Origin of the sequence: Salinisphaera dokdonensis CL-ES53 (genome assembly GCF_040361215.1) — a bacterium.
Classification (GTDB): domain Bacteria; phylum Pseudomonadota; class Gammaproteobacteria; order Nevskiales; family Salinisphaeraceae; genus Salinisphaera; species Salinisphaera dokdonensis.
On sequence record NZ_APND01000001.1, the window covers coordinates 1,075,926 to 1,099,572 of the forward strand.

General features: G+C 65.7%; 23 protein-coding genes and 1 tRNA gene. 9 read left to right on the forward strand and 15 right to left on the reverse strand.

What is annotated here, in order from left to right; genetic code table 11:
• Positions 1–32: 32 nt before the first annotated feature.
• The 8 genes from SADO_RS05065 to SADO_RS05100 form a co-directional block, all read right to left on the reverse strand.
• Positions 33–1,580 (reverse strand): formate dehydrogenase beta subunit, encoded by a 1,548-nt coding sequence (locus SADO_RS05065; protein WP_353109739.1) that lies wholly within the window; start codon positions 1,578–1,580, stop codon positions 33–35.
• Positions 1,577–2,047, reverse strand: coding sequence for an NADH-quinone oxidoreductase subunit NuoE family protein (locus SADO_RS05070; protein ID WP_353109741.1), 471 nt, complete (start codon positions 2,045–2,047; stop codon positions 1,577–1,579). The genes SADO_RS05065 and SADO_RS05070 overlap by 4 nt, the downstream gene beginning before the upstream one ends.
• A gap of 375 nt (positions 2,048–2,422) precedes the next feature.
• A tRNA-Thr gene (locus SADO_RS05075) sits at positions 2,423–2,498 on the reverse strand.
• Between the two features lie 64 nt (positions 2,499–2,562).
• Positions 2,563–3,279, reverse strand: coding sequence for a type III pantothenate kinase (locus tag SADO_RS05080; RefSeq protein ID WP_353109742.1), 717 nt, complete (start codon positions 3,277–3,279; stop codon positions 2,563–2,565).
• Entirely contained in the window at positions 3,276–4,238 is a 963-nt protein-coding gene (locus tag SADO_RS05085) for a biotin--[acetyl-CoA-carboxylase] ligase (RefSeq protein WP_353109744.1), read from the reverse strand. Before SADO_RS05085 ends, SADO_RS05080 begins: the two co-directional genes overlap by 4 nt.
• Complete coding sequence (gene plsY / locus SADO_RS05090) at positions 4,238–4,861, reverse strand: glycerol-3-phosphate 1-O-acyltransferase PlsY (RefSeq protein ID WP_353109746.1); 624 nt, start codon at positions 4,859–4,861, stop codon at positions 4,238–4,240. Before plsY ends, SADO_RS05085 begins: the two co-directional genes overlap by 1 nt.
• Positions 4,862–4,873: 12 nt before the next feature.
• Complete coding sequence (locus tag SADO_RS05095; protein ID WP_353109748.1) at positions 4,874–6,721, reverse strand: AMP-dependent synthetase/ligase; 1,848 nt, start codon at positions 6,719–6,721, stop codon at positions 4,874–4,876.
• A complete protein-coding gene (locus tag SADO_RS05100; RefSeq protein WP_353109750.1) occupies positions 6,705–8,495 on the reverse strand; it encodes a M61 family metallopeptidase in 1,791 nt (596 codons plus the stop codon). The genes SADO_RS05095 and SADO_RS05100 overlap by 17 nt, the downstream gene beginning before the upstream one ends.
• A gap of 139 nt (positions 8,496–8,634) precedes the next feature.
• Between SADO_RS05100 and SADO_RS05105 the strand changes: the two genes are divergently transcribed.
• The gene (locus SADO_RS05105; protein ID WP_353109751.1) at positions 8,635–10,419 is read left to right on the forward strand and encodes a pilus assembly protein TadG-related protein; all 1,785 of its coding nucleotides are present in this window, start codon (positions 8,635–8,637) and stop codon (positions 10,417–10,419) included.
• A 1-nt stretch (position 10,420) separates the two neighbouring features.
• Here the strand turns inward: SADO_RS05105 and SADO_RS05110 are convergent, their stop codons facing one another.
• The 3 genes from SADO_RS05110 to SADO_RS05120 are packed head-to-tail and all read right to left on the reverse strand — an operon-like array spanning position 10,421 to position 11,827.
• A complete protein-coding gene (locus SADO_RS05110; protein ID WP_353109753.1) occupies positions 10,421–10,828 on the reverse strand; it encodes a DMT family transporter in 408 nt (135 codons plus the stop codon).
• Positions 10,818–11,174 carry an EamA family transporter gene (locus SADO_RS05115; RefSeq protein ID WP_353109755.1) on the reverse strand — a complete coding sequence of 119 codons (357 nt, stop codon included), beginning with the start codon at positions 11,172–11,174 and terminating at the stop codon, positions 10,818–10,820. The genes SADO_RS05110 and SADO_RS05115 overlap by 11 nt, the downstream gene beginning before the upstream one ends.
• Entirely contained in the window at positions 11,171–11,827 is a 657-nt protein-coding gene (locus SADO_RS05120) for an HAD family hydrolase (RefSeq protein ID WP_353109756.1), read from the reverse strand. The genes SADO_RS05115 and SADO_RS05120 overlap by 4 nt, the downstream gene beginning before the upstream one ends.
• A 147-nt stretch (positions 11,828–11,974) precedes the next feature.
• Here SADO_RS05120 and murB point away from each other — a divergent pair, with 147 nt between their 5' ends.
• From murB to SADO_RS05140, 4 genes are all read left to right on the forward strand, one after another.
• A complete protein-coding gene (gene murB / locus SADO_RS05125) occupies positions 11,975–12,988 on the forward strand; it encodes a UDP-N-acetylmuramate dehydrogenase (RefSeq protein ID WP_353109757.1) in 1,014 nt (337 codons plus the stop codon).
• Positions 12,989–13,058: 70 nt separating this feature from the next.
• Complete coding sequence (locus SADO_RS05130; protein ID WP_353109759.1) at positions 13,059–14,180, forward strand: PstS family phosphate ABC transporter substrate-binding protein; 1,122 nt, start codon at positions 13,059–13,061, stop codon at positions 14,178–14,180.
• A gap of 177 nt (positions 14,181–14,357) precedes the next feature.
• Positions 14,358–16,016, forward strand: a complete 1,659-nt coding sequence (locus SADO_RS05135; protein ID WP_353109760.1) for an isovaleryl-CoA dehydrogenase — start codon at positions 14,358–14,360, stop codon at positions 16,014–16,016.
• Positions 16,017–16,087: 71 nt separating this feature from the next.
• Complete coding sequence (locus SADO_RS05140; protein ID WP_353109762.1) at positions 16,088–16,876, forward strand: dienelactone hydrolase family protein; 789 nt, start codon at positions 16,088–16,090, stop codon at positions 16,874–16,876.
• Here SADO_RS05140 and SADO_RS05145 read toward each other — a convergent pair.
• Together SADO_RS05145 and SADO_RS05150 are read right to left on the reverse strand one after the other, a co-directional pair.
• A complete protein-coding gene (locus SADO_RS05145) occupies positions 16,873–17,703 on the reverse strand; it encodes an MBL fold metallo-hydrolase (RefSeq protein ID WP_353109763.1) in 831 nt (276 codons plus the stop codon). The genes SADO_RS05140 and SADO_RS05145 overlap by 4 nt on opposite strands.
• Entirely contained in the window at positions 17,700–18,398 is a 699-nt protein-coding gene (locus SADO_RS05150; protein WP_353109765.1) for an NUDIX hydrolase, read from the reverse strand. The genes SADO_RS05145 and SADO_RS05150 overlap by 4 nt, the downstream gene beginning before the upstream one ends.
• 67 nt (positions 18,399–18,465) lie before the next feature.
• Between SADO_RS05150 and SADO_RS05155 the strand changes: the two genes are divergently transcribed.
• The 4 genes from SADO_RS05155 (at position 18,466) to SADO_RS05170 (ending at position 22,120) form a co-directional block, all read left to right on the forward strand.
• Positions 18,466–18,828 (forward strand): gamma-glutamylcyclotransferase family protein, encoded by a 363-nt coding sequence (locus SADO_RS05155; protein WP_353109767.1) that lies wholly within the window; start codon positions 18,466–18,468, stop codon positions 18,826–18,828.
• A 28-nt stretch (positions 18,829–18,856) separates the two neighbouring features.
• Positions 18,857–20,191 (forward strand): MFS transporter, encoded by a 1,335-nt coding sequence (locus SADO_RS05160; protein ID WP_353109769.1) that lies wholly within the window; start codon positions 18,857–18,859, stop codon positions 20,189–20,191.
• Positions 20,192–20,253: 62 nt separating this feature from the next.
• On the forward strand, positions 20,254–20,925 hold the full coding sequence (gene msrA / locus SADO_RS05165) for a peptide-methionine (S)-S-oxide reductase MsrA (protein ID WP_353109771.1): 672 nt from the start codon (positions 20,254–20,256) through the stop codon (positions 20,923–20,925).
• A 52-nt stretch (positions 20,926–20,977) separates the two neighbouring features.
• Positions 20,978–22,120, forward strand: a complete 1,143-nt coding sequence (locus SADO_RS05170; protein WP_353109773.1) for an alpha/beta fold hydrolase — start codon at positions 20,978–20,980, stop codon at positions 22,118–22,120.
• Here the strand turns inward: SADO_RS05170 and SADO_RS05175 are convergent.
• The gene (locus tag SADO_RS05175; RefSeq protein WP_353109774.1) at positions 22,117–23,061 is read right to left on the reverse strand and encodes a bile acid:sodium symporter family protein; all 945 of its coding nucleotides are present in this window, start codon (positions 23,059–23,061) and stop codon (positions 22,117–22,119) included. The genes SADO_RS05170 and SADO_RS05175 overlap by 4 nt on opposite strands.
• Positions 23,058–23,639, reverse strand: a complete 582-nt coding sequence (locus tag SADO_RS05180) for a Maf family protein (RefSeq protein WP_353109777.1) — start codon at positions 23,637–23,639, stop codon at positions 23,058–23,060. The genes SADO_RS05175 and SADO_RS05180 overlap by 4 nt, the downstream gene beginning before the upstream one ends.
• Between the last annotated feature and the right edge of the window lie 8 nt (positions 23,640–23,647).

Genomic DNA, 23,647 nt, shown 5'->3' on the forward strand with positions numbered 1-23,647 from the left:
CCTCTCGTTGTTCTTCTAGCCAGCGCGGCGCGCTAGCTGGTGACGGCCGCTTGTTCGCGGACGCCGAAATCCTCGGAAAAATGATTCAGTGCCGAGAGCACCGGAAACGGTGCCATGCCGCCGTGGGCACACAGCGAGCCGTTGATCATCGTGTCGCAGAGCTCGCGCAGCAGTTCGATATTCGCTTCACGCTCGTCGTCGGCGATGATGCGATCAATGACTTCCTGTGCGCGGACCGAGCCGACCCGGCACGGCGTGCACTTGCCGCAGGATTCGATATCGCAAAACTCCATCGCAAAACGGGCCTGCTGCATCATGTCGACGGTGTCGTCGAAGACCACCACGCCGCCGTGGCCGATCATCGCCTTCTTGTCGGCCATTTCCTCGTAGCCGAGCGGCGTATCGAAATGCGACGCCGGCACGTAGGCGCCCAGCGGGCCACCGACCTGCGCAGTGCGCACCGGACGGCCCGAGGCCGAACCGCCACCGAGTTCGTTGATCAGGTGATCGAGCGTCACGCCGAACGGCATCTCGTAGAGACCCGGGCGGGCGACATTGCCGCACAGCTGGATGGTGAGCGTACCGCGTGAACGGTTGATGCCGAGATCGGCATACATCGGCGCGCCCTGGGCCATGATCGCCGGCACACTGGCCAGCGTGATCACGTTGTTGATCACGGTCGGCTTGCCCATGAAGCCCTGGATCGCCGGCAGTGGTGGTTTGAATCGCACCAGCCCGCGCTTGCCTTCCAAACTTTCCAGCAACGAGGTTTCCTCGCCGCAGATATAGGCGCCGGCGCCCATGCGGACCTGGATATCAAAGGACTTGCCGGAGCCCAGCACGTCGTCGCCCAGCATGCCTTCGGCCCGGGCGACATCCAGCGCGCGCTTGAGAACGCGCTCGGCATCCGGATACTCGGAGCGCAGATAGATCAGCCCGTGTTCGGCGCCCACCGCCACACCGGCGATCGCCATGCCCTCAAAGAGCGTGAACGGGTCGCCTTCCATGAGCATGCGATCGGCATAGGTGCCGGAATCGCCCTCGTCCGCGTTGCAGACGACATACTTCGTCTCGGCGGCCGTGTCGTGCACGGTCTGCCACTTGATACCGGTGGGGAAACCCGCGCCGCCACGCCCGCGCAGCCCGGATTCCTTCACCGCGTCGACGATCGCCTGGCCGCTGTTGTCGAGCGCCGCGCGCAGACCGGCGCTGCCACCATTGGCCACGAACGACTGCCAGTCGGTCGGTTCGATCACGCCGCAACGGGCAAAGGTCATCCGGCGCTGGCCCTGCTCGCGCAGCATGTGGTCGATATCGCCCAGGTACTGCGGATGGGATGCGAAGCCGCCACCGGCGATGGCCTGAGCCAGCTCCGGCACGTCGGCCGCCTCGATCGGACCGAAGCCGATACGACGGTGCTCGTGCTCGATCTCGACCATTGGTTCGAGCCAATAGAATCCGCGCGAGCCGGTACGCACGACCTCGGCGTCGGCAATCGCGTCCTGGCGAACAAACGCATCGGCTGTTTCGTTGGCACCGATGGAGACCGCCGCGCTATCGACGGGGATATAGATCTTCATGACGGCACCCCGGCGCTGTTACCCGCCGAAAACAATGTACTGACACGCTCGGCGGTCATGCGACCGATCGTGCGACCGTCCATCTGTACCGACGGCGCACAAGCGCAGTTGCCGAGACAGTAGACCGCTTCGAGCTGTACATCGCCCTGACCGCTTTCTGCCGCCGTGCTGGCAGCCGCCCAGACATCGCGCCCGCCCACGGACTGACAGGCCTCGGCCCGGCACACCTTGAGGCTGTGCGTGGGCTGCGGTTCGCGATGAAAATCGTGATAGAAAGTGACCACGCCGAAAACTTCGGCACGGGACAGATTCAATTCCTCGGCTATCTGCTGGATGGCCTCGTCCGACACGTAGCCGTGATGCGCCTGTACATCGTGCAGAATCGGCAGCAGCGGTCCGTCGCTCGCCTGGTGGCGGGCACAGATCGCGACGACCTCGGGATCGGCCTTGCCGTTACTCCTCGCCATCTTTTCGACCTTTATTCTCGGTGTATCTGTTTTTATAGGCATGTCGCGGAAACACGCGTTTGATACAGCAATACACTTCGCCGAAAAGCTGTCAAATCGGGGCCGCCGATAGCGTTATCGATATTACCTATGGTGCAGCGCAGCGGTGCCGACCCGCAAAGGCTCGGCCGGCAAGGCGCGATCTCGAGCCGTTCGGCGCACCGACGAAAGGGTAATACGGGCCTTTGCAAACGCAGCAGACTCCGCGCAGTCGTTTTCAGCGGAAAAAGCCGTATGCGACTGTCGAGAAAGCCGGATAGGCATACGCGGCGATATCGCGCGAATCGAAAGGACCCGTAGAGCAAACGCGGCGCGATGCAATCACGAGAAGCGCGATGGAGCCGGCGACCGGGTTCGAACCGATGACCTGCTGTTTACAAAACAGCTGCTCTGCCAACTGAGCTACGCCGGCTGGGCGCAATACGAGCGGCGGGCGCCGCCACGGCGCGTATTCTGACGCCTGATGCCCGGCATGGCTACCCCGACCCGCGCTCTGCTTGCAGTGCGAGCCCTTCCAGCACGAGATGGGGGCGCAGTGTCCAGCTGTGTGTCAGATGCGGTGCGAGCAACGCGGCATCGCCGCCCGTCAACAGAAGGCGTGCCGGCACCAGATCGCGAACGGCCGTATCGAGCAGACTGATGGCACTGCGTAGCGTGCCCGCGGCGATTGCGTTGTCGGTATTGGTGGACAGCCAGGCCGGCGCGCTCTCTTCGCTGCTCGGGCGTAGCTGTGTCCGACGCCGCAAGGCCCCGCGCATGGTCGCCACACCCGGGGTGATCAATCCGCCCTGGTGCTGCGACTGGCCATCGACGAAATCGAGTGTGAGCGCCGTGCCGGCATCGGCGACCAGTACCGAGCCTTCGCCATCGGCCTCGGCCGCGATGCACGCCATCCAGCGATCCACGCCGAGGCGCTGCGGCTCCGGATAGGCGTTCACGAGCGCGCCGGAGCGCGCGCTACTGGCAAGCGCCAGTAGCGGCACACCGCGGCGTGCGGCGTAGGCCTCCAACGCGTCCAGCGCCTCAGGCTGGGCGACGCTGGAGACGACTATCGAATCAACCGCCGTTGTGGGCAGATCCTCGACCCAGCCGGGCGTGGCGTCACGCACCATGACGCCTGTCTCTGCCAGCCGGCCAGCCACGCCCAGCGCCCACTTGCAGCGGGTGTTGCCGATATCGACCAGCAGGTTCATGGCGCCAGCCGCAGACTCACGTCGCCCGAATACACCGGACGCGTCTCGCCGTTGATCTCGACCTGCAGGGCGCCGTCATCAGCAATGCCGCGGGCAAAACCGAAACGCTCGCCATTCGCTTCGATCACGCGTACCGGCTGGTCTCGGACCGCGTCGAATCGCGCCCACCGATCCCGAAACGCATCGAAACCGGTCTGCTCGAACCCGGTCACCGCCTCGACCAGCGCCGACACCACGGCCGCCGCGAGCACGTTGCGCCCCGGCAGCACAGGCAGGTGATCGGCCAGCCGGGTCCAGGGCTGATCGACCGTTTTCGCCTGATCGCGCTGCATGGTCACGTTCAGCCCAACACCCACAATCAGCCGTGCGCGCCCGCCAAGCTCGCCTCGGTGTTCGATCAGGATGCCGCCGAGTTTCTTCTGGCCAGCCCAGATATCGTTGGGCCATTTCAGCCCCAGCGACTGCGCGCCTTGGGCTGCCAGCGCTTCGACCACACAAACGCCAACGGCCAGGCTGAGCGCCCCCAGCGGCGCGCGCTGGCCGGCCAAGTCGCAGCCCAGCGAGACATAGAGATTGGCACCGAACGGCGATGTCCAAGGCCGCTGCGCGCGCCCACGGCCGGACGACTGGTATTCGGCCAGACAGGCTCGCATGCCGTCGCCGCCCCGGCGGGCCAACTCAGCGTTGGTGGAATCGGTACGCTCGAGCACCGTGAGCTCATCCAGACGCTTGGCGCCGGGCCCCATCGCACTCCGGATCTGGTCTTCGTCGAGCAGTTCCAGTGGGGCCGGCAAACGATAGCCCCGCCCCGCCACGGAATGCACGGACAAGCCGACCGTACGCAGCTCGGCGACCCGGCTCGATATGGCGGCGCGGCTCACGCCCAGTGCCTCGGCGAGCGCCGGGCCACGATGCCAGGCGCCGTCCGCCAGCAGCGAGATCAGCGTCGGTGCGGTCATCAACGCCGACGCCGCAACATCACACGCTCGAACCGATTTTCGGTGCCGGCGCGCAGCCGCTGAATATTCTCGCGGTGGGTGTAGAAGATCAGCGCCGTCATCACGATCACGAACACCTTGGCCGCCAGGCCGGCAGCCGGCGCGAACAGCGTGGCCAGCGATACGCCGACCATCCCCAGCAGCGTCGCCAGACCCACATAGCCGCTTGCCACCAGAGTGGCGATCCAGACAGCCAGACCGAGCAGCAGCGCGCCCGGCAGCAACGCCAGCAATACGCCGATCAACGTGGCCGCGCCCTTGCCGCCGCGAAAGCCGAAGAACACCGGATAGACATGGCCGATCACCGCGGCCGCGCCGCAGGCGAGTGCGGCCGCAAAGCCCAGGCCAAGCAGCGCCGGCACAAGCAATGCCGCGACCACGCCCTTGACCAGATCGAACACCAGCACGGCGGCGCCATAGCCACGCCCCCCGGTACGTAATGCGTTGGTTGCGCCTGCGTTGCCGCTGCCACTGCTGCGCGGGTCAGCGCGCCCGAATGCGCGTGCCAGCAGCAGACTGCCGGATAGCGAACCCATCAGATATGCCGCGACCAGTCCCAGCGCGACGAGCAATCCCGTGCTCAAATCCTGTCTCCCCTACCCCAGATTCGTATTCTGCGACACATCTGCCTTGTCGCCCGGCGCGCGCCGGCCGTACAGACGCGCAATATCACGAGCATAGCAGCGCGCGACCCGGCGTCGACGCGTCTTGTCGGTCGGCGTGACGAGCCCGTTGATCTGGCTCCAGCGGTCGGTGGTAACCGCCACACGCCGGATCTGCGCATGGGCCGGATAGCCGACCAGCAGTCGCGAAAAACGCTCGATGAAGAAATTCTCCAGCCGTGAACTGGCCAGGCTCGCCGGCGATGCCGGGTCGAGATTCAGCCGCTTCATCACCGGCACCAGCGCATCGGCCGGGCAGCTCACGATCGCGGCCAAGACGGGGCGTGCCTCGCCCACGACCACGGCGCGCTCGACCAGTTCATCCAGACGCAGTGCTTCCTCGATCGGCTCGGGCGAGGCTTTTTCGCCCGTGGTCATGACGATGACTTCTTTCATGCGCCCGGTGAGATAGAGCCGGTTCTTGTCCAGCCGGCTGACCTTGTCGCCGGTATGCAGCCAGCCCCCGGCCGATAGCGACTTGGCCGTCGCGGCTTCGTCATTCCAGTAGCCACGCATCACGCCGGGCCCGCGCACCAACAGCTCGTTGTCCGGGCCGATCTTGGTCTCGATGCCGTCGAGCACGATGCCGACGCTATCGAGCGCGTTGTCGTGCAGCCGGTTGACGCTCACCACCGGGCCGGCCTCGGTCAGCCCGTAGCCCTGCAGCACCGGCACGCCGAGGCCGACCAGCGTGCGCGCGACCGGGTACGGCAGGGCCGCCGCGCCCGACACCGCATACTGCATGTCGGCACCGAACAGGCGCAGGCAGCGGCGGGCCACGAAGCGGCGCAGCACGGGCCACAGCAGATGCCGCATATGGCGCCGGCTGCGCCCCTGCTCGCGCTCGAAAACCGACTCGCCCAGCTTGATCGTGAACGCCACCAGACGGCGCACATAACGCGGCCGTCGCGACAGCCAGCGGTTGAGCTCGATATAAAAACGCTCATAAACCCGCGGGACACCGACCAGCGTGGTCACCGGCGCCCGCGCCAGGGTCAGGCCGAGAAAACGCGGGTGCCGGCAGAAGGTGATCACCGCGCCTGTGATCATCGCCCGATAGGCATTGACCACGCGCTCGTAGGAATGCGGCAGCGGTACGTACGACAACGCGTGCTCATCCTCGACCACCGGCAGCGCGTCGGCCACGGCATGGGCGTTGAACAGCAGATTGGCGTGGGTGAGCATCGCGCCGCGTGCCCGGCCGGTCGAACCCGACGTATAGACCAAGCTGGCGAGATCGTCGAAGCGTGCTGAAACCGCGGCATGGTGGGCCTCGTCCGCGCGCGCGAGCGCTTCGTCGGCATGGCGGATGCGCTTGGCGTTTGCAATTTCGCCGCTGAACACGAGCGCGGTTTCCAGCTGCGGGCAATCGCCGGCTTCAAGAATGCGCTCGGCCCAGCGCGCCTTGACCGCCACCAGCACACGCGCGCCGCTGTCGTCGATCAGGTGCGCGTTGCTAGCCGGTGTATCGGCACAGAACAGGCCGACCGTGACCGCGCCCAGCGCCATCACGGCCTGATCGACGCACAGCCATTCCGGGCTGTTGCGCAGCATGATCGCGACCCGGTCGCCCGGCTGCACGCCGGCTTCGGCCAGCACCGCCTGCCAGCGCTGCACGCGCGCCGCCGCCTCGGCCCAGCTCAGTTCGATCCATTCGTGCCGGCGCGGACTGTAGAAACGATAGGCCAGCGCATCCGGTGTACGGGTGACACGCGCTGCGAACAGGTCACAGAGGGTGTCGGCCTCGCTGCGGTCGATCCAGGCTTCAGGCCGAATGGGCATTTTTTAACCAGCGTGCGCGTCGCGCATGAGCAGCAGAATCTGCATTCTCGTCGATCCGCAGTTTCCATTCACCTGCCGCGGCTCGCCCGAGCGTGACATGGCGGACCAGCAGCTCGTCGCTACGAAACAGATGCACCGCCACCACGGCCCCGGCTGGATACCGTCGCAGCTGGCCGACAAGGTTTGCGCCGACCTCGATGCCGTCGATCGCGACCAGGCGGTCCTGTGGCGAGATGCCGGCGGTCTGAGCCGGCGTGTCGTCGAACACATGGCTCACACGCGGCTGCGCGCCGGCGCCCGTGCGCACGCCAAAACGCCCGCGCAGCGCGGCTTCGTCATCCTTGCCGGGCGCGAACATGGCATCGATACCGAAATAGCCCAGCCAGTCGGCCCAGGGCGCGTCGATGATCGTCTCCAGATAGGACTCGGTAAAAATATCCAGATCGAGGCCACTCGCCTCGGCCGCGATCGCGGCCAGACCGTGCTCCGGCACCGGCCTGTCTTCACGACCGTGCACTTCCCAGGCACGGCGCATGACGTCGTCCAGCGATACCGCACCGTCGGTCTCCACGCGCAACTTCAGATCCAGGCCGAGCGCGAACTGTGCGCCCTTGCCGTAGTAGCTGATCACCGCGTTCGGCGTGTTCTCGTCCGGGCGGTAGAACTTCAGCCAGGCATCGAAGCTGGACTGCGACAGGCTCTGGCGATGCCGGCCCGGCGTGCGGTCGATGCGCGTGGCGAGCGTCGCCAGCCGGTCGAGATAACCCTGCTCGGAAATCAGCCCGGCGCGCACCAGGCCGAGATCGTCGAAATAGGAGGTCACGCCTTCGTAGGCCCAGAGGTCGCGAAAATAGGCTTCCGACTGCAGATCGTTCTCGGCCACCGCCTGCGGTCGAATACGCTTGACGTTCCAGAGATGGAAATATTCGTGGCTGCACAGCCCGAGCAGGGTCTCGTAGGCCTCGCTGCGGACCGACTCGCCGTTGGCGGCCGGCACGCGCGACGGCAACGCCGCACGCGGCACCTGCAGAACACTGGACTCGCAATGCTCCAGACCGCCGAACCCGTTGGCGGTGATCTGGGCGAGGAACAGATACTCGCGTGCCGGCAGTTCGTCGAAGACCGCCGCCTGGGCTTCGCACACCGCGGCCAGATCAGCGGCCAGACGCTGCGTATCGGCATCGTGGCTGCCGAGCAGCACGAAGGCATGCGGCACGCCACGCACCTGGAATCGCACGTACTCGATGGCGTTGCCCATGGCGACCGGCTGGTCGATCAGCGCCCAGTAGCTCTCGGCTTCGTAGCCACCGAAACCACGGCTGTCGACATCGACGGCCGGCAGCGTGGTGGCGACCTGCCAGTCGCTGATGCCGCTCGGCGGATCGAGCGTGACCCGGCAGACGTCGTTCTCTCGGCCGGTAGGACGCAAGGCCAGCGAGGTGAAGTTGAAGAAGCCGCGGGTGTCGTCAAGAAACGCCGCTCGGACCGACTCGTCGCGGGCATAGAACTCGCAGGCCACGGTCAGGTGATCGCTACCGGGCGTGCATTGCCAGCGTTGTCGATCGATGGGCTGAACGTAGATCGCCTCGCCCCCGCTTTCGGCCGCAATCGACAGCATGTGCCGCGCGAAATCGCGGATCACGTAGCTGCCGGGTATCCAGCTCGGCAAGGCGAGCTCGATCGTGTCGCCGGGCACGACGTCAGTCTGCAGTACGACCCGGAACCGATGGGCGGCCGCATCGACCGGCGTTACGATGTAATCCAGCGTTGGCATCACGCTTCGTCTTCGGTTTCGAAGGCGCGCAAGTGTACGCGCTCGCCCCGGCGCTGCACACAGACACCGTATTCAGTCGCTGTACGCGCCGCCGATACTGTTAGTCAGTCTCCAGATTACGCTGTACGGAGCCAATCCGTTGCGCACGAGGGTAACCCGGACCGTGAACCCGCTCGCTTCGCGGCGCCCGCATCGTCAGCGCGGCGCCATTCTCATCATGACGGCGGCTTTCATCGTGGCCGCGGTGGCCCTGCTCGCGCTCGCCGTGGACACCGGGCGCCTGTACGCCACCCAGCAGAAGCTGCAGTCGGCCGCCAATATCGCCGCCCTCGATGCCGCTCGCGTGGCCAGCGGCTGTCGCGTCGACCTGGATAGCGCCAGCGGGCTGGCAGCCGCACAAGCGAGCGTCACCAGCAACTTCGCACGCCGGGACGAAGACACGACACCCACGATCACGCGCTACGACGAAGGCCTTGTGACCACCAATCAGGCAACCGGGCTGCGCCAGTTCGCGACCGACGCCCCCGTCACGACACGGCCCAACGGCGTGCGTCTGACCGTCACCGACGACAGCTACGCCCCGCTGTTTTCGTTGTTCAGCGACAACGAAATCACGCTTTCGGCTTCTGCCGGCGCCATCGCCCAGCCCGAAGCGGCGATACAGTTCGGAACCACACTCGCCGCGGTAAATCCCGACCTGCTGTCGGCGCTGATCGACGTCGATCTCGAGGTCGCCAGCCTCGGGGACCTGGCCAATGCCTCGGTAACGCTTGCGGATCTGCTCGATATCGATGCGGGGGTGGCCACTAGCGAGGACGTGGCCCGGGTAACCGTCAACGAAGCACTAGACAACGTATCGGACGGGGTCAACGCATTGGCCCGTGGCGTGATCGGTGACGTCCGCAGCGCGCTCGGCGACCAGCCGTTGTCCGAAATTCTCAGCCTGGCCGGCCCGGTCGGCAGCGATGCATCGGTCGCGCTCGGCAACATCGTCAACGCCGCTGCGCAACTGGTGGCCGTCGACCGAGAAGAGGCGATCAGCCTGCCGACCATTTTGTCCGAGCTACCGGCCAATCTCGGCGGGCTCGACGTCAGCCTGCGCCTACTCGAGCCCGCAGGCACTGAAATCGGCCCGGCAGGTACCTACGACGGCCAGAACTACTACACGGTGGTTCGCTCGTCCCAGGCATCGCTGAGCGTCGATCTCGCCCTTCGCCTCGGCCTTGGCGGCCTGCTGGATGTCGCGGAAGTGAACCTGCCGATCGCGATACAGCTCGCCCAGGGCGAAGCACGCCTCGAGCGTATTGATTGTCCGACGCCTGATGATCGTTTCTATACCGTCACGGTGTCTGCGGATACCGCGACAGCGGCAGCTGCCATCGGCAGCGTGAACCCGGACGGTTCGATCAATACCGGTGCACGTGCCGACGTGACCGTATTGGGCACCACAGTGGCCGAACTTTTCAACGACGGCGACGCCGTATCCACAGTGCTCGGCAATGACCGTTACGAGGCCGTGTTCGACGATATCGACGACCTGGCGCTGCTCCCGCAGACTTTCGAAGGCGACCAAACTGTGCGCACTAATGATATCGCTGGCTTGCTCGGCGATATCAACCTCGACTATGACCTGCTGAACACGGGTGGAGGCGGCGGCCTTCTCGGCGGCATATTCGACGGCCTGGGCGATCTGCTTACGGGGCTAACGCGGCCGCTACTACGCGCCGCGCTCGACGGCGTCAGCGGCGTACTCGAGACGATTGCTGTAAACACACTAGGCCCCGTTCTCGATCCGCTGCTCGACGGGCTCGGTATCAGCCTCGCCTCACCGACCATTACCCTGGCCGGCCTGACGCCCAACCAACCGGCATTGTTCTGTGCCTCCTCGTCCGACTGCGGCTTCGAGGCCGAGGACGGCAGCTGAATCAGCGTCGCGAGCCGGCGACCATCGCCACGCCGCACATGATCAGGCCCGTGCCGGCCAGCCGGCCGACCGTGATCGCCTCATCCAGCGCCGGCCACAGGGCCGCGCCGAGATAGACCAGCACATAGCTCAGGCTCATCAGCGGGAAGGCGATGCTCAGATCCATGCGAGAGAGCACCTGCAGCCAGACCATGATCGCCAGGGCGTAGACGATCATGCCCAGCCAGACAAAGGGGATGCTCATCGGCGCGATGATCCCGCCCCACACCAGGTTGCCGAACGCCGCGGGCGACTCGATCGGCCCGAAGGCGAGCATGCCGCGGCGCATGCACAACTGGCCGGCCGCCATCAGCGACACGGACAGCACCAACAGGCCGGCGCTGTTCAGGGCGCGCTTTTCAAGCCGCATAGGCCAGCACTCCCACGCCCAATACGATCAGCGCAACACCGCACCAGCGCCGCTTGCCCACCGTCTCGCCGATATACAACGCCGAATAGGCGACGACCACGACATAGCTGAGTGCGAGCACCGGAAACGCGAGGCTGACATCGATATGCGAGAGCACCACTAGCCACAAACAGGTCAACAGCACCTGCGTGCTCATGCCGGCCAGCACCAAGGGCTGGCGCAGGGGCCGCAACCAGACGTGGCCGGCATCGGCCACTGCCGCCTGATTCATTCCGTGTTTGAGCAGAATCTGGGCCAGGCTCGCCAAGCCCACGGCGAGCACCAGAAACACCTGGGACACACTCACCAGCGCGCGACTTCGAGGCCCAGACCTCCGACCTGATGAAACAGTCGCTTGGAGGGACAGACGGCCACGCCGTTCTCGGCCCAGGACAGCAGCGGCAGATCGGCGTGGGAGTCGGAATAGGCGGTCACGCCGCGGCCGTCGTCCGGCATGTCGGCCATCGCCTTCACGCGGCGCAGCTTCTCGTCGTCACGGCAGTTCTCGCCGTCCATGCCCACCAGGCGACCGCGCGCATTCCATGCCGCACGGGTGGCCAGCACTTCCTCGATTTCCAAACGCTTGGCCAGCCGGGCGACATAGATATCGAAACTGGCCGACGCCAGGATCACCCGTGCGCCTTCCTGCTGGTGCCGGCGCAACTGGTCGAGGCCCTGCTCGCGCATGGCGTCCTGCAGCAGCTCCTCGACGAATCGATCGGCCCAGGCTTCGACCCGGTCACGCGGCTGGCCGCCGATGAACGCCCGCAGCACCTGGGTCTTCACCCAGGTGCGATCGCCCCAGCGCCAGAATTTCAGCAACGTCGCCAACCGCCATAACGACAGGCTGCGCCGCTTGCGCTGGTAGCGCAGATAGCCGATCACGAAGGGCAGGAACGTGTCGTAGCGGGTGAGTGTGACGTCGAGATCAAACACGACGATGCGCTGCGACTGTGACAAGACAACCTCTGGTAAACCCCGTTTCGCCTCAGCTTACGCGAAACCCGGCGGCCGCCGACATCCGCAGCGGCGATCGCGCTCGCGCCCTTGTATTTGCACGGTTCGGCATCGACTATCTTTGGCTGTTACCCGGTCTCAGCGCACGACATGCGAAAACCCCGTACTCCGACGCCCGCGCAGCAGCGCGGCCTGGCCCAGCGCCTCGGCAGCGCACTCGAGCGCGACGTGCCGCTGGCCGCGCGTACGAGCTTCCAGATCGGCGGGCCCGCGGCGTTCTATTTCGAAGCCCGCACACCGGAGGCACTGGCAACGGCCGTGCGTGTCGCGCGCGATCTGGGCGTCGATTACTTCCTGCTCGGGCGCGGCGCCAATATCCTCATCGGTGATCGTGGCTATGCGGGACTGGTGATCGCCAACCACGCCCAGGCGATCGATATCCACGGCACCTGCGTGACGGCCGCCAGCGGCGCACTTGTCTACCCCGACCTCATCGATGCGGCCGTCGAGCACGGCCTGTCGGGCCTCGAACACTACGTCGGCATCCCGTCGACGGTCGGCGGCGCGCTCTGGCAGAACCTGCATTTCCTGTCGCCCGCGCCCGAGCGCGAACGCACCATGTTCATCGGCGAAGTGCTCGAATCCGCCGAACTGCTCACCGCCGACAACGAACGCCGGCGGGTGGACGTGGACTACTTCGAGTTCGGCTACGACCAGTCGGTATTGCATTCGCGCGACGACATCGTGCTGTCGGCCACCTTCGAACTCGAACCGGCGCCTGCCGAAACGTTGACCCGAATCATGGAAGAGAACCTGCGCTGGCGTGCCGAACGACACCCACCGCTGGACAGCGAACCGTCTGCCGGCTCGATCTTCCGCAAGATCGAAGGCATCGGCGCCGGCCGACTGATCGACGAATGCGGGCTCAAGGGGTTGGCCTGTGGCGACGCCCAGATCTCGCCGCGGCACGCCAACATCATCGTCAATAACGGCAACGCCCAAGCGGCCGATGTCTGTGCGCTGATCATGCACGCGCAACGCACCGTGCAGGCCGCCACCGGTTACTGGTTAACGCCGGAAATCTCTTTCATCGGCGACTTTGCACCCGTTACACGCCTTCCCGCCGATGCACGCGGGTCGACAGACCGAACCGCGACGTCATAAAACTGTCATCTTTAGCTGACAGCCTTGCGCTCAATCATGCCGCCAGGCGGACATACCGAAAGGATTCTTCATGCTGACAACGCTGATCAACAAACGATCGAAATCACTGCTGGCTCTCACAGCGGGCACTGTGCTGCTGGCGGCCTGCGGCCAGGGCCAGAACGGCGGCCAGGAGGCCAGCCAGGGCAACGCCGAAGGCTCCAGCGGTGACAATGCCCAGAGCGCCGAGCAGTTCGATCGCGCCCAGCTTCGTATTGTCGGCTCGTCCACGGTCTATCCGTTTTCGTCCTATGTGGCCGAGGAAATGGGCGCGACCACCGATTTCCGTACTCCGGTGGTCGAATCGACCGGTTCGGGTGGCGGCTTCAAGCTCTTCTGCACCGGCGTGGCCGAGAACACCCCGGACATGACCAACGCGTCGCGTCCGATGAAGGCCTCCGAGCTCAAGATGTGCCAGGACAACGGTGTCGAAGACATCACCCAGGTCATGGTCGGTTATGACGGCATCGTCGTGGGCCAGAAGTCCGGCGAGCCGGCTCTGGATCTGTCGCGTGAGCAGCTGACCAAGGCGGTCGCCGCCAAGGTGCCGCAGGACGGCCAGCTAGTCGACAACCCCTATACCAAGTGGAGCGACATCGACTCCTCGCTGCCCGATTACGACATCCTCGTCTATGGCCCGCCGACCTCTTCCGGCACCCGCGACGCCTTCGAGGAGCTGGTCATCGAACATGGAGCCGAGAACATCGACGGCTACAACGGCGAGAAGCCGGCCATCCGCCAGGACGGCAAGTTCGTGCCCTCCGGCGAGAACGACAACCTGATCGTGCAGAAGCTGGCCCAGAACGCGAATGCGATCGGCATCTTCGGCTACTCCTTTCTCGAGGAGAACCGCGACAAGATCCAGGCCGCCAAGATCGACGGCGTCGAACCCAAGCGCGAGCTGATCTCGTCCGGTGAGTATCCGATCTCGCGTTCGATGTTTTTCTACACCAAGAACGCGCATGCCGAGAAGATCGGCGGCTTCGACGAGTACGTCACCCTGTTCCTGTCCGACCAGATGGCCAGCGACCGGGGCGCGCTCAAGAAACTGGGCCTGATCTCGCTGCCTGCCGAAGAGCTCGATCAGATGCGCCAGAACTGGAAGAACAAGGAAAAGGTTACCGCCGACTCGCTCAAGGGCGGTCACGGCTAATCGTTACCTGACCGGTATCGGGTGGTTTCGGGGGTATGCCCCGTGCCACAGGGGCCGACCCGAGGGTCGGCCTTTTTTATGCGCGCTCTTCAGGCAACCACAGGGTAACGACGCGTATCGTTCACGGTTCGTGCGATCAGGCACAATCGGCGGCTCGGCTTGTAACCGCCCGACACCATGACCGATATTCCGCTGCGTCCTCGCCATAACCTGCGTACTCACGATGTCACCAACCAGCCGCCGCCGTTGGTGGACTACAACGCGTTTACCGCGGATACCGCGCTGGCCGAGGCAATACGGCGCGAAGGCGGCGACTGGGGCCAGGATCGGCTCAAGACCTACGGCGCAATCGCCGGCACCGAACTGATCGAAATCGGCTTCGAGGCCAACGAGAACCCACCCGAGCTCAAGACCCACGATCGCTACGGACATCGTATCGACGAGGTGCATTTCCATCCCGCCTATCACCGCAGCATGGCGCTGGCCAAGGAACACGGCCTGCACGGGCTGACCTGGACCGCCCAGCGTGAAGGAGCGCAGGTCGTGCGCTCAGGCCTCGTCTACATGCACAACCAGATGGAGGCCGGCACGATGTGCCCGATCACCATGACGCACGCGGCCGTGCCGGCTCTGCGCCATGCGCCGGACATCGCCGAGGCCTGGCTGCCCGGCATCCTGGCCAACAGCTACGACCCGACCTTCACACCGCATATCGAAAAGACCGGCCTGACCATCGGCATGGGCATGACCGAGAAACAGGGCGGCTCGGACGTGCGCACCAACACTACCCGGGCCACGCCCCGCGACGACGGCAGCCACGGGCTCACCGGCCACAAGTGGTTCTTCTCCGCGCCCATGTGCGATGCGTTTCTGGTGCTCGCCCAGGAAGACACGGGCCTGTCCTGTTTCCTGCTGCCGCGCTGGACCCGCGACGGCCGGCGCAACGCGATCGAAATTCAGCGCCTCAAGGATAAGCTCGGCGATCGTTCCAACGCCTCTTCGGAAGTCGAGTTCTTCGACGCCGAGGCCTATCGCGTGGGCGAAGCCGGGCGCGGCGTGCCGACCATCATCGACATGGTTTCGCAGACACGGCTCGACTGCATGCTCGGCTCGGCCGGCCTCATGCGCCAGGCGCTGGTGCAGGCCATTCATCATTGCCGTTATCGCGAGGCCTTCGGCGCGCGCCTGGTCGAACAGCCGCTGATGCAGCAGGTTCTCGCCGATATGGCACTGGAGTCCGAGGCAGCCATGGCGCTGTCGATGCGCCTCGCCCGTGCCTTCGAGTCCGACAACGAGCACGAGAAACTGCTGGCGCGCATTGCCACGCCGGTCGGCAAATATCTGATCTGCAAAGCCGCCCCGCCGCTGGTGAACGAGGCGCAGGAATGCCTCGGCGGCGCGGGTTATGTCGAGGAGTCGATCATGCCCCGGCTGTTCCGCCAGTCGCCGTTGAATTCGATCTGGGAAGGCTCAGGGAACGTCCAGTGTCTCGACATGCTGCGCGCGATGGCCAAGAGCCCGGACGCGGTCGACGCCCTGCGTGCCGAACTGGCCCAGGCCGAAGGCGCGCATCCGGCCTACGATGCCCACTGCAAGGCGCTCGAGACCATGTTGGCCACAGTTGCGGATAAGCCCACCCAGGCACGCCGCGTGGCCGAGGGCGTCGCCCGTGCCCTGCAGGCCAAGACCCTGCTGACCGGCGAATCCGCCTGGGTGGGCGCAGCCTTCTGCGATGCGCGGCTGGCCGGTAGTCACGGCATGGCCTACGGCACGGTCGAGGCCGATCTCGATTGCGCCGCATTGATCGAGCGTGCGGGCGTGCCGATCGAGGCGTGAGCTTCGTTCATGAAGCCGTCGGGATAGTTGCGCTAGGCTGAGCCGGACTCATCAACACTCGGATGCGCCTCATGAAAAATCAGATCGCCGGACTCATGCTCGGCCTGCTCGCCCTGCCGGCGGCCGCGGCAGTGCAGACCAAAAGCGTCGAATACGACGTCGGCGGCACGACCCATGTCGGCTATCTCGCCTACGACGACAGCGACGATACCGCCCGCCCCGGCGTGCTGGTGATCCCCGAATGGTGGGGCCTGAACGACTACGCGAAGCAGCGGGCACGCGAACTGGCGGCTGCCGGCTATGTGGCGTTCGCCGCCGATATGTACGGCGATGGCAAGACAACGGAAAGCCCTCAGGAGGCCAAGAGCTGGTCGACTGCAGCCAAGGCGAATCTGCGCGGGCTGGGTCAGGCCGCGCTGTCACAGCTGGCCGATGCGCCCCGGGTCGATGACGCGCATCTGGGCGCGATCGGCTTCTGCTTTGGCGGCACGAGTGCGCTGGAACTGGCCTATTCCGGCGCGCCGGTGGATGCCGTGGTGAGCCTGCACGGCCATCTGCCGCCGCCAGCCACCTCGGATGACGTCAATGCATCGATTCTCGTGCTGCACGGCGCGGCCGACCCGATGGTGAAGATGGAAGACGTGACCACGCTCGCTAAAGCACTCGACGCCCGCGACGACCTCGACTGGCATCTCACCATGTACGGCGATGCCGAGCACGCCTTCACCAACCCGGCCGCCGACGACTACGGCATCGACGGCGTTTCCTATAACGAAGCTGCGGCCCAGCGGGCCTGGGCCCATACGCAGACGTTCCTGGCCGACAAGCTGGCCGGTGGCGAAGCCGGCGCCGACGACTAGTCCGGCATCCAGTAGGCACCGTCCGCCCGCGCCGCGCCGAGTTCGGCGAGGCGGACGAGATGGGATTCGACCTGTGCGGCCGCCATGCCGCGCAGGCGTGGATCGAGATCCGGATAGAGTGTCCCGGCGATCTCATCCGACGTCGTCGCCGAGTCACTTTCGCTCAGCGCCTCGCGTACCTGGGCCTCGCGCGCCAGCCGATGTTCGACGATCTGGGCGAGCACGACCAAGGCATTGTCGAGCAGCCGACCATGGCCCGGGGCGATCTGCTTGATTGGCAGTTCGCGCAACCGGGTCAGGCTCTCCAGATAGGCGGTCATGCCACCATCCGGCGGCAGAATCACGACCGTCACGTCGGCCATGACGGTATCGCCGGCAAACAGCAGCCCTGCCTCGGGCCAGAAGAAACACAGATGATCGGCCGCGTGGCCGGGCGTATGCAGCGCCTGGAGGGTGAGCTCGCCCAGCACCAGGCGATCGCCATCCGCCATGGGACGGTCGGCGTAAAACTCCTTGTCGCGCACGCCCTGCAACGGCGTCCCATGCGCATGCACGGGCACACCCAGCCGCTCGGCGAGCCGACGCGCGCCGCCGGTGTGGTCGGGATGGGCGTGAGTGACGAGTATGGCCACGATCTCGCCGGGTGCCGCAGCGATCAGCGCATCGAGATGATCGTCGTCGTTCACACCTGGATCGATGATCGCGCAGGGGCCGGTACCCACCACATAGCTGTTGGTACCCGGGCCGGTCATGGGGCTCGGGTTCGGCGCGATCACGCGCACCACGCCCGGCGCCACGGTCTCGGCGGTGCGTCGTACGGCACTCATGCGCGTAGCGCCGCTGCGGTCTCGACCAGCCCGGCCAGCGCATCGTCGACGTTGTCGTAATTGCGCAGGGTTTCGAGCGTGGCACGCGTCGGCGTCATCAGGGTGATCTCGCCGCGATCGTGGGCCGTCACCGCCTCGGCTGGCGACGCCCACCAGACATGCGTGGTCTCGTGGCCATCACACAGGGCTTCGCCATCCGGCGCGGCAGCCGCGAAAAAACGGGTCGAATAGCGCTTGGGCGGGCCGGCCGGCGTAGTCCAGTGCGCGAAATAACGAAGATCATCCAGTGTGAACCGCAGATCGAGCACCGCGGCGACGTCAGCCCAAGCGCGGGTCTGGTCGTTGAGTGCCACGCGCAGCGCATCGCGTTGACTTTCGTCGCCGCGCGCCACGCAGCCGACGAGCAGTCCGGCCTCCTCGAAGCATTCGCGGATCGCCGCCATCGAGGCGGCCAATCCTACCGACCCGCCCGCGGTCGCCGCCTGTTCCGTCCCGCTGATACAGCGGGCAGCCAGCGCCGTGTCGCTGTCGGCCTCATCAATCGCGCCGCCGGGAAACACATAGGCATTGGCGCCAAACACGTGGCTGGCGTGGCGACGCAGCAGCAGCACCTCCAGCTGGTCGGGCCCGCGCTGCGCGGCATCGCGCAGCAGCACCGTGGTGGCCGCCTCGCGCACAACGACTTCGCGGCTCACCTTATGCCTGTTGTCAGCTTTTTCATGTCGGCTAGCATACCTGCATGACCCTTATTCCCTCGACTTCATGAGACGCGTTTTCGTCTACGGCACGCTGCGCCCCGGCCAGCGTAATCATCACTACATGGCAACCGCCAGGCATTGCGGCGCGTACACGACGCCGGCGTGTTTCACCCTCCTCGATACCGGCCCCTACCCGGCCGCGCTCGATGAAGGCAAAACCGCTTTGATCGGCGACGTGTTCGAAGTCGACGAAGACAGCTTCGCAGCGCTCGACCGGCTCGAGGACTACCCCGTGCACTACACACGTCGCCAGATCGGTACCGACCATGGCCAGGCGTGGATCTATCTATGGATCGCGGCACGCGACCCGGCCTGGCCGACCATCGCGCACGGCGACTGGCGCCGGCATGTCGAAACCGCCGGCTGATCGCAAGGCATAACGAGGCAAGAAAACATTGGACGACGAAACGGCACAGCGCACGCCCGAACAAGGCCGCATCCGCGATCTCTATGATCTGGTCACCGGCGACGAGAACGCGCGCGTCTGCCGGGATATTTCGGACGACGCCTGCCGCGAGCAACCAACAAATTTCTTCATCCATCTCGTCGCCCTGCTGGCGAACAAGGCCGGCGATCTCATCGCCAGCCCCAAGCTCGTTCTGCCCTGGCTGCTGGGCGCGATCGGCGCGCCCGTGTGGATGACCGGCCTGCTGGTGCCCATCCGTGAATCGCTGGCGCTGTTGCCACAGCTCGCGGTGGCCGGCTGGATGCGTTCCAAACCGCGGCGAAAATGGTTCTGGGTTGCCGGCGCGGCGATCCAGGGCGCCAGCGTGGTGGCGATGATAGCTGCAGCACTAGCGCTCGACGCAGGCGCGGCAGGCCTGGCCATCCTCGCGCTGCTGGCCCTTTTTTCGCTCGGGCGCGGCGTGTGCTCGGTTTCGTACAAGGACGTGCAGGGCAAGACCATCGCCAAGACACGTCGCGGCACCCTGTCAGGCTATGCCGCCAGCGCGGCCGGCGGCGTCGCGATGCTGTTGGGGCTGACGTTGTGGCTCACGCCTGCAGCCAACGCCAAGCTGACGCCGATTCTCGTGCTGCTCGCACTGGCCGGCACGGCCTGGCTGTTCGCCGCCGTCATTTTCTCCAGCCTGCGTGAATATGCCGGCGCCACTGAAGGTGGCGGCAACGCGCTCAAGACCGCTTGGCAGAGCCTGGACATCATCCGCAGCAAGCCCGGTTTCGCGCGCTTCATCGCCGTACGCGGCCTGCTTATCGCGACCGCACTGGCCGCACCCTATTACGCCGAGCTGGCGCGTTCGAGTGGCGGTGACGCCATTGGCAATCTTGCGGTGCTGCTGGCGCTATCCGGGTTGGCATCACTCATCGCCGCGCCCATATGGGGCCGTTTCTCGGATCGCTCATCACGCCAGGTATTGATGTTGACCGGCGTACTGGCAGCCGTGCTCAACCTGCTGGTCGCCGCGAGCGCAGTCTTCGGCCTCGGCGCGACCTTCGGCGTCTGGCCGTTCGCGGTGGGTTATTTCCTGCTCGCCGGCGTGCATGCCGGCGTACGACTGGGCCGAAAAACTTATCTGACTGACTTGGGTACCGCCGAAGATCGCGCCCAGCTGACCGCGGTGGCGAACACCACCATTGGCGTCATCCTGCTGGCCGGCGGTGGCATGATCGCGCTCATCGGCAGCTTCGGCGCAGCCGTTGCAGTGGCGGCACTGACCGTTCCCGCCTTGGCTGCCGCAGCGCTCGCCGTGGGCCTGCCGGAGACCGAGTAACGCATCGCGGCAGCGGCGATCCGCGTATAACTGGGGCACAGTTCCCGAACGCGACCGCCGACATGCGACCGATTTTTCTCGACAAGACCTTCGCCTTCCTGATCGCAGCGATCGTGATGCTGGCCTGCGCTGCCACCAGTGCAGGCGCGGCCGAGGGCCCGGCGCCGGAGGCGCCGTTCGAGCCGGCTGTGGGTAGTGACGAAGCGGTCGCCATATTCGCGGGCGGATGTTTCTGGTGCGTAGAGGAAGCGTTCGATCAGGTCGAGGGCGTGGTCTCAACCACGTCGGGCTATACCGGTGGCCATGTCGACAACCCCAGCTACAAGGATGTCACTGCCGAAACCAGCGGCCACGCCGAAGCCGTTAAAGTGATCTACAAGCCGGGCGTCGTCACCTATGACCACTTGCTGGATGTGTTCTGGCACAACGTCGACCCCACCGATGCAGGCGGGCAGTTCTGCGACCGTGGCGACTCCTATCGCAGCGCGATCTTTTCGGTGACGCCGGAACAAAAGACCGCAGCGCAGGCCTCGAAGAAAGCGCTGCAGGACGACGAAAAAGCCCCCTCGCCGATCGTGACCGAGATCACGCCCGCCACGACCTTCTACGCTGCCGAGGAATATCATCAGAACTATTACAAGAAGAATTCGCTGCGCTACAAGTTCTACAAGAACTCCTGCCGGCGCACCGCCACGCTCGAGAAGCTTTGGGGCGAGGCCGCAGGCAGTCACTGAACCCCGGCTTTTGGGCGCCGGCGCGTAATCGCGAGCATGCGATAATGCCGGCATGCTCAACGGGATTCGACGGCGCATTGACAGCGCACGTGACGATGCACGCCGCAGGCTGACCAACGGCCGCGACTGGCTGTTCAACGACAGCGAGCTCTATCAGGCCGACCAGACACCGTACGAGGTGATCCATCGGCTCGGCCTGATGGCGGTACGCTATTATCCGCCGCTGGCAACCGACACGGTCCAGGTCGGCGACGCCACGATGGACGTCGCCGATCACGAGCACGCTACACCGATCGTGCTGGTGCCGCCCTTGGCGGCCAGCACCCTCATCTTCGACCTGCTGCCCCAACGCAGCCTGGTGCGCTACCTGCGCGCCCGCGGCTTTGCAGTCTATCTACTCGATTGGGGCGAGCCGGGGCGCGACGACGCCCATCTGGGCGTACGTGACTACGCGTTACGGTTGCTACCCGATGGCTTGACCGCCGTGCGCCAGCATAGCGGCAGTCACGACGTATCGGTGGTGGCCTACTGCATGGGCGGTCTGTTCTCGCTCATCTATGCCGGCGCCGGTCGGGACTCGGGCGTACGCAATATCGTCACTATTGCCAGCCCGGTGGACATGCACGATGCCACCATCGCCGCGCGCGCACTGCGGGCGCTCAATGGCCCGGCTCGGATGATTCGCCGGCATACGCCGTGGCGTATCCACCAGATCGACCCGCGGTTCATGCACGTACCCGGCTGGCTCAACGGCCTGGCCTTCAAGCTCACCAATCCGGTCGGCAGCGTCACCACTTATGTCGATCTGCTCCGGCGCATGGGCGATCGCGATTTCGTCGCCGCGCATGTCACCACAAGCCGGTGGATGGGCGACATGCTCGACTACCCGGGCACCCTGGTGCAGGACTTCCTGGTCAAGCTGTGGATCGACAACGCGCTGGCCAGCGGCACAGTACGCCTGGGCGAGGTGGAGTCGGATCTGGCCAGCATCGACTGTCCGCTGCTGGCGATCGCCGGCGAATCCGACCAGCTTATGGGCATCGCCAGCGTGCGCCGCATCATGGATCTGGTGACCAGCCCGGACCGCCGCTTCGAACTGGCGCCGGGCGGCCATGCGGGCGTATTCGCCGGCCGTGACGCGCCGGCCCACACCTGGCGAATGGCTGCCGATTGGCTCAGTGAGCGCTCGGACTAGACGCCCGCCTGCTCCTCATGCGCAGCCGCGGTACGTGCCCAGATCGCAGCCAGCAACGCACCACTCACGTTGTGCCAGACCGAGAACAGCGCGCCCGGCAGCGCTGCGGCCGCCGAGAAATACTGCTGGGCGAGCGCGACCGCCAGCCCCGAGTTCTGCATGCCGACTTCGATCGCCAGCGTGCGTGCCGTGCGCGTATCGCGGGTCACGACATGGCCCAGGGTATAGCCGGCCACTAACCCTATGCCGTTGTGCAGAACCACCGCGCCGAGCACGACCAACCCGAGACTGGCGATCGCCTCCGCGTTGAGCGCCACAATAATCGCGATCACGACACCGATCGCAGCCGAAGAACCCAACGCACACCAGCCGTCGCGCGTGGGCCAGCGATCACCAATCAATCGATTGACGACCATGCCGGCGACCACCGGCAACACTACGATCTCGGCGATGCTCACAAGCATCGAAAACACCGGCACCGGCACTTGCGCGCCTGCATAGAGCCAGGTCAGCAACGGCGTGGCAAGGACACTCACAAGTGTCGCCACGCTGGTGAGCGTGATCGACAGCGCCACGTCCCCGCCGGCGAGAAAACAGATCACGTTCGAGGCGGTACCGCCGGCAACGCTGCCGACCAGAATCATGCCAAGCGCGAGCGGCGCGTCCAGATCGAACAGGCTGGCGATCGCCCAGGCCGCCAGCGGCATCAGCCCGAACTGCAGCGCAAGCCCCAGCAACACCACCGGCCAGCGCGCCAGGGCACGGCCGAAATCGGCAGGCAGCAGCGTCAGCCCCATGCCGAACATGATCACCACCAGCAGCGGCACGATGCCGCCCGCCGCCGGCGTGAATAACGTGGGCTCGGCATAGGCAACGAGCGCGAGCATGCCGGCCCAGACCGGAAAGACCAACACGATGCGCGCGGGCTGCAGCATGCTCATGACGAGGGCAGCACGTCGATGCCGGCATCGCGCAGCAGCGCGGCGGTCTCGAACAGGGGCAAGCCCATGACGCTGGAATAGCTGCCGTCGAGCCGGGCTATGAACACCGCGCCCAGGCCTTGGATCGCATAGCCGCCGGCCTTGCCCATCGGCTCGCCGCTGGCGATATAGCCCGCGCGCTCGCCGGCACTGATCTCACGCATGGACACTTCGCTGATCGCGACCCGCGAAACCGTGCGTCCGCCCGTGCACAGTGCCACACCGCTGACCACGCGATGCGTCTGCCCCGAGAGCGAGGCCAGCATACGATCGGCGTCGGCATCGTCGCGCGGCTTGCCGTACAACCGCTCGCCCAGCGCCACGACGGTGTCCGATCCGAGCACCAGAGCATCGCGCTGCTCATGCGCGATCGCCTCCGCCTTGCCGCGGGCGAGCCGTTCGGCAAGCGCTTCAGCGGGCTCTCCTTCTCGCGGCGTCTCGTCGATATCTGCAGCGATGGTCTCGTGCGTCAGCCCCAGTTGCGCAAGCAGGCGGGCGCGCTGGGGAGACGATGAGGCAAGCACGATCGTTCGGGTCATGGCAGTCG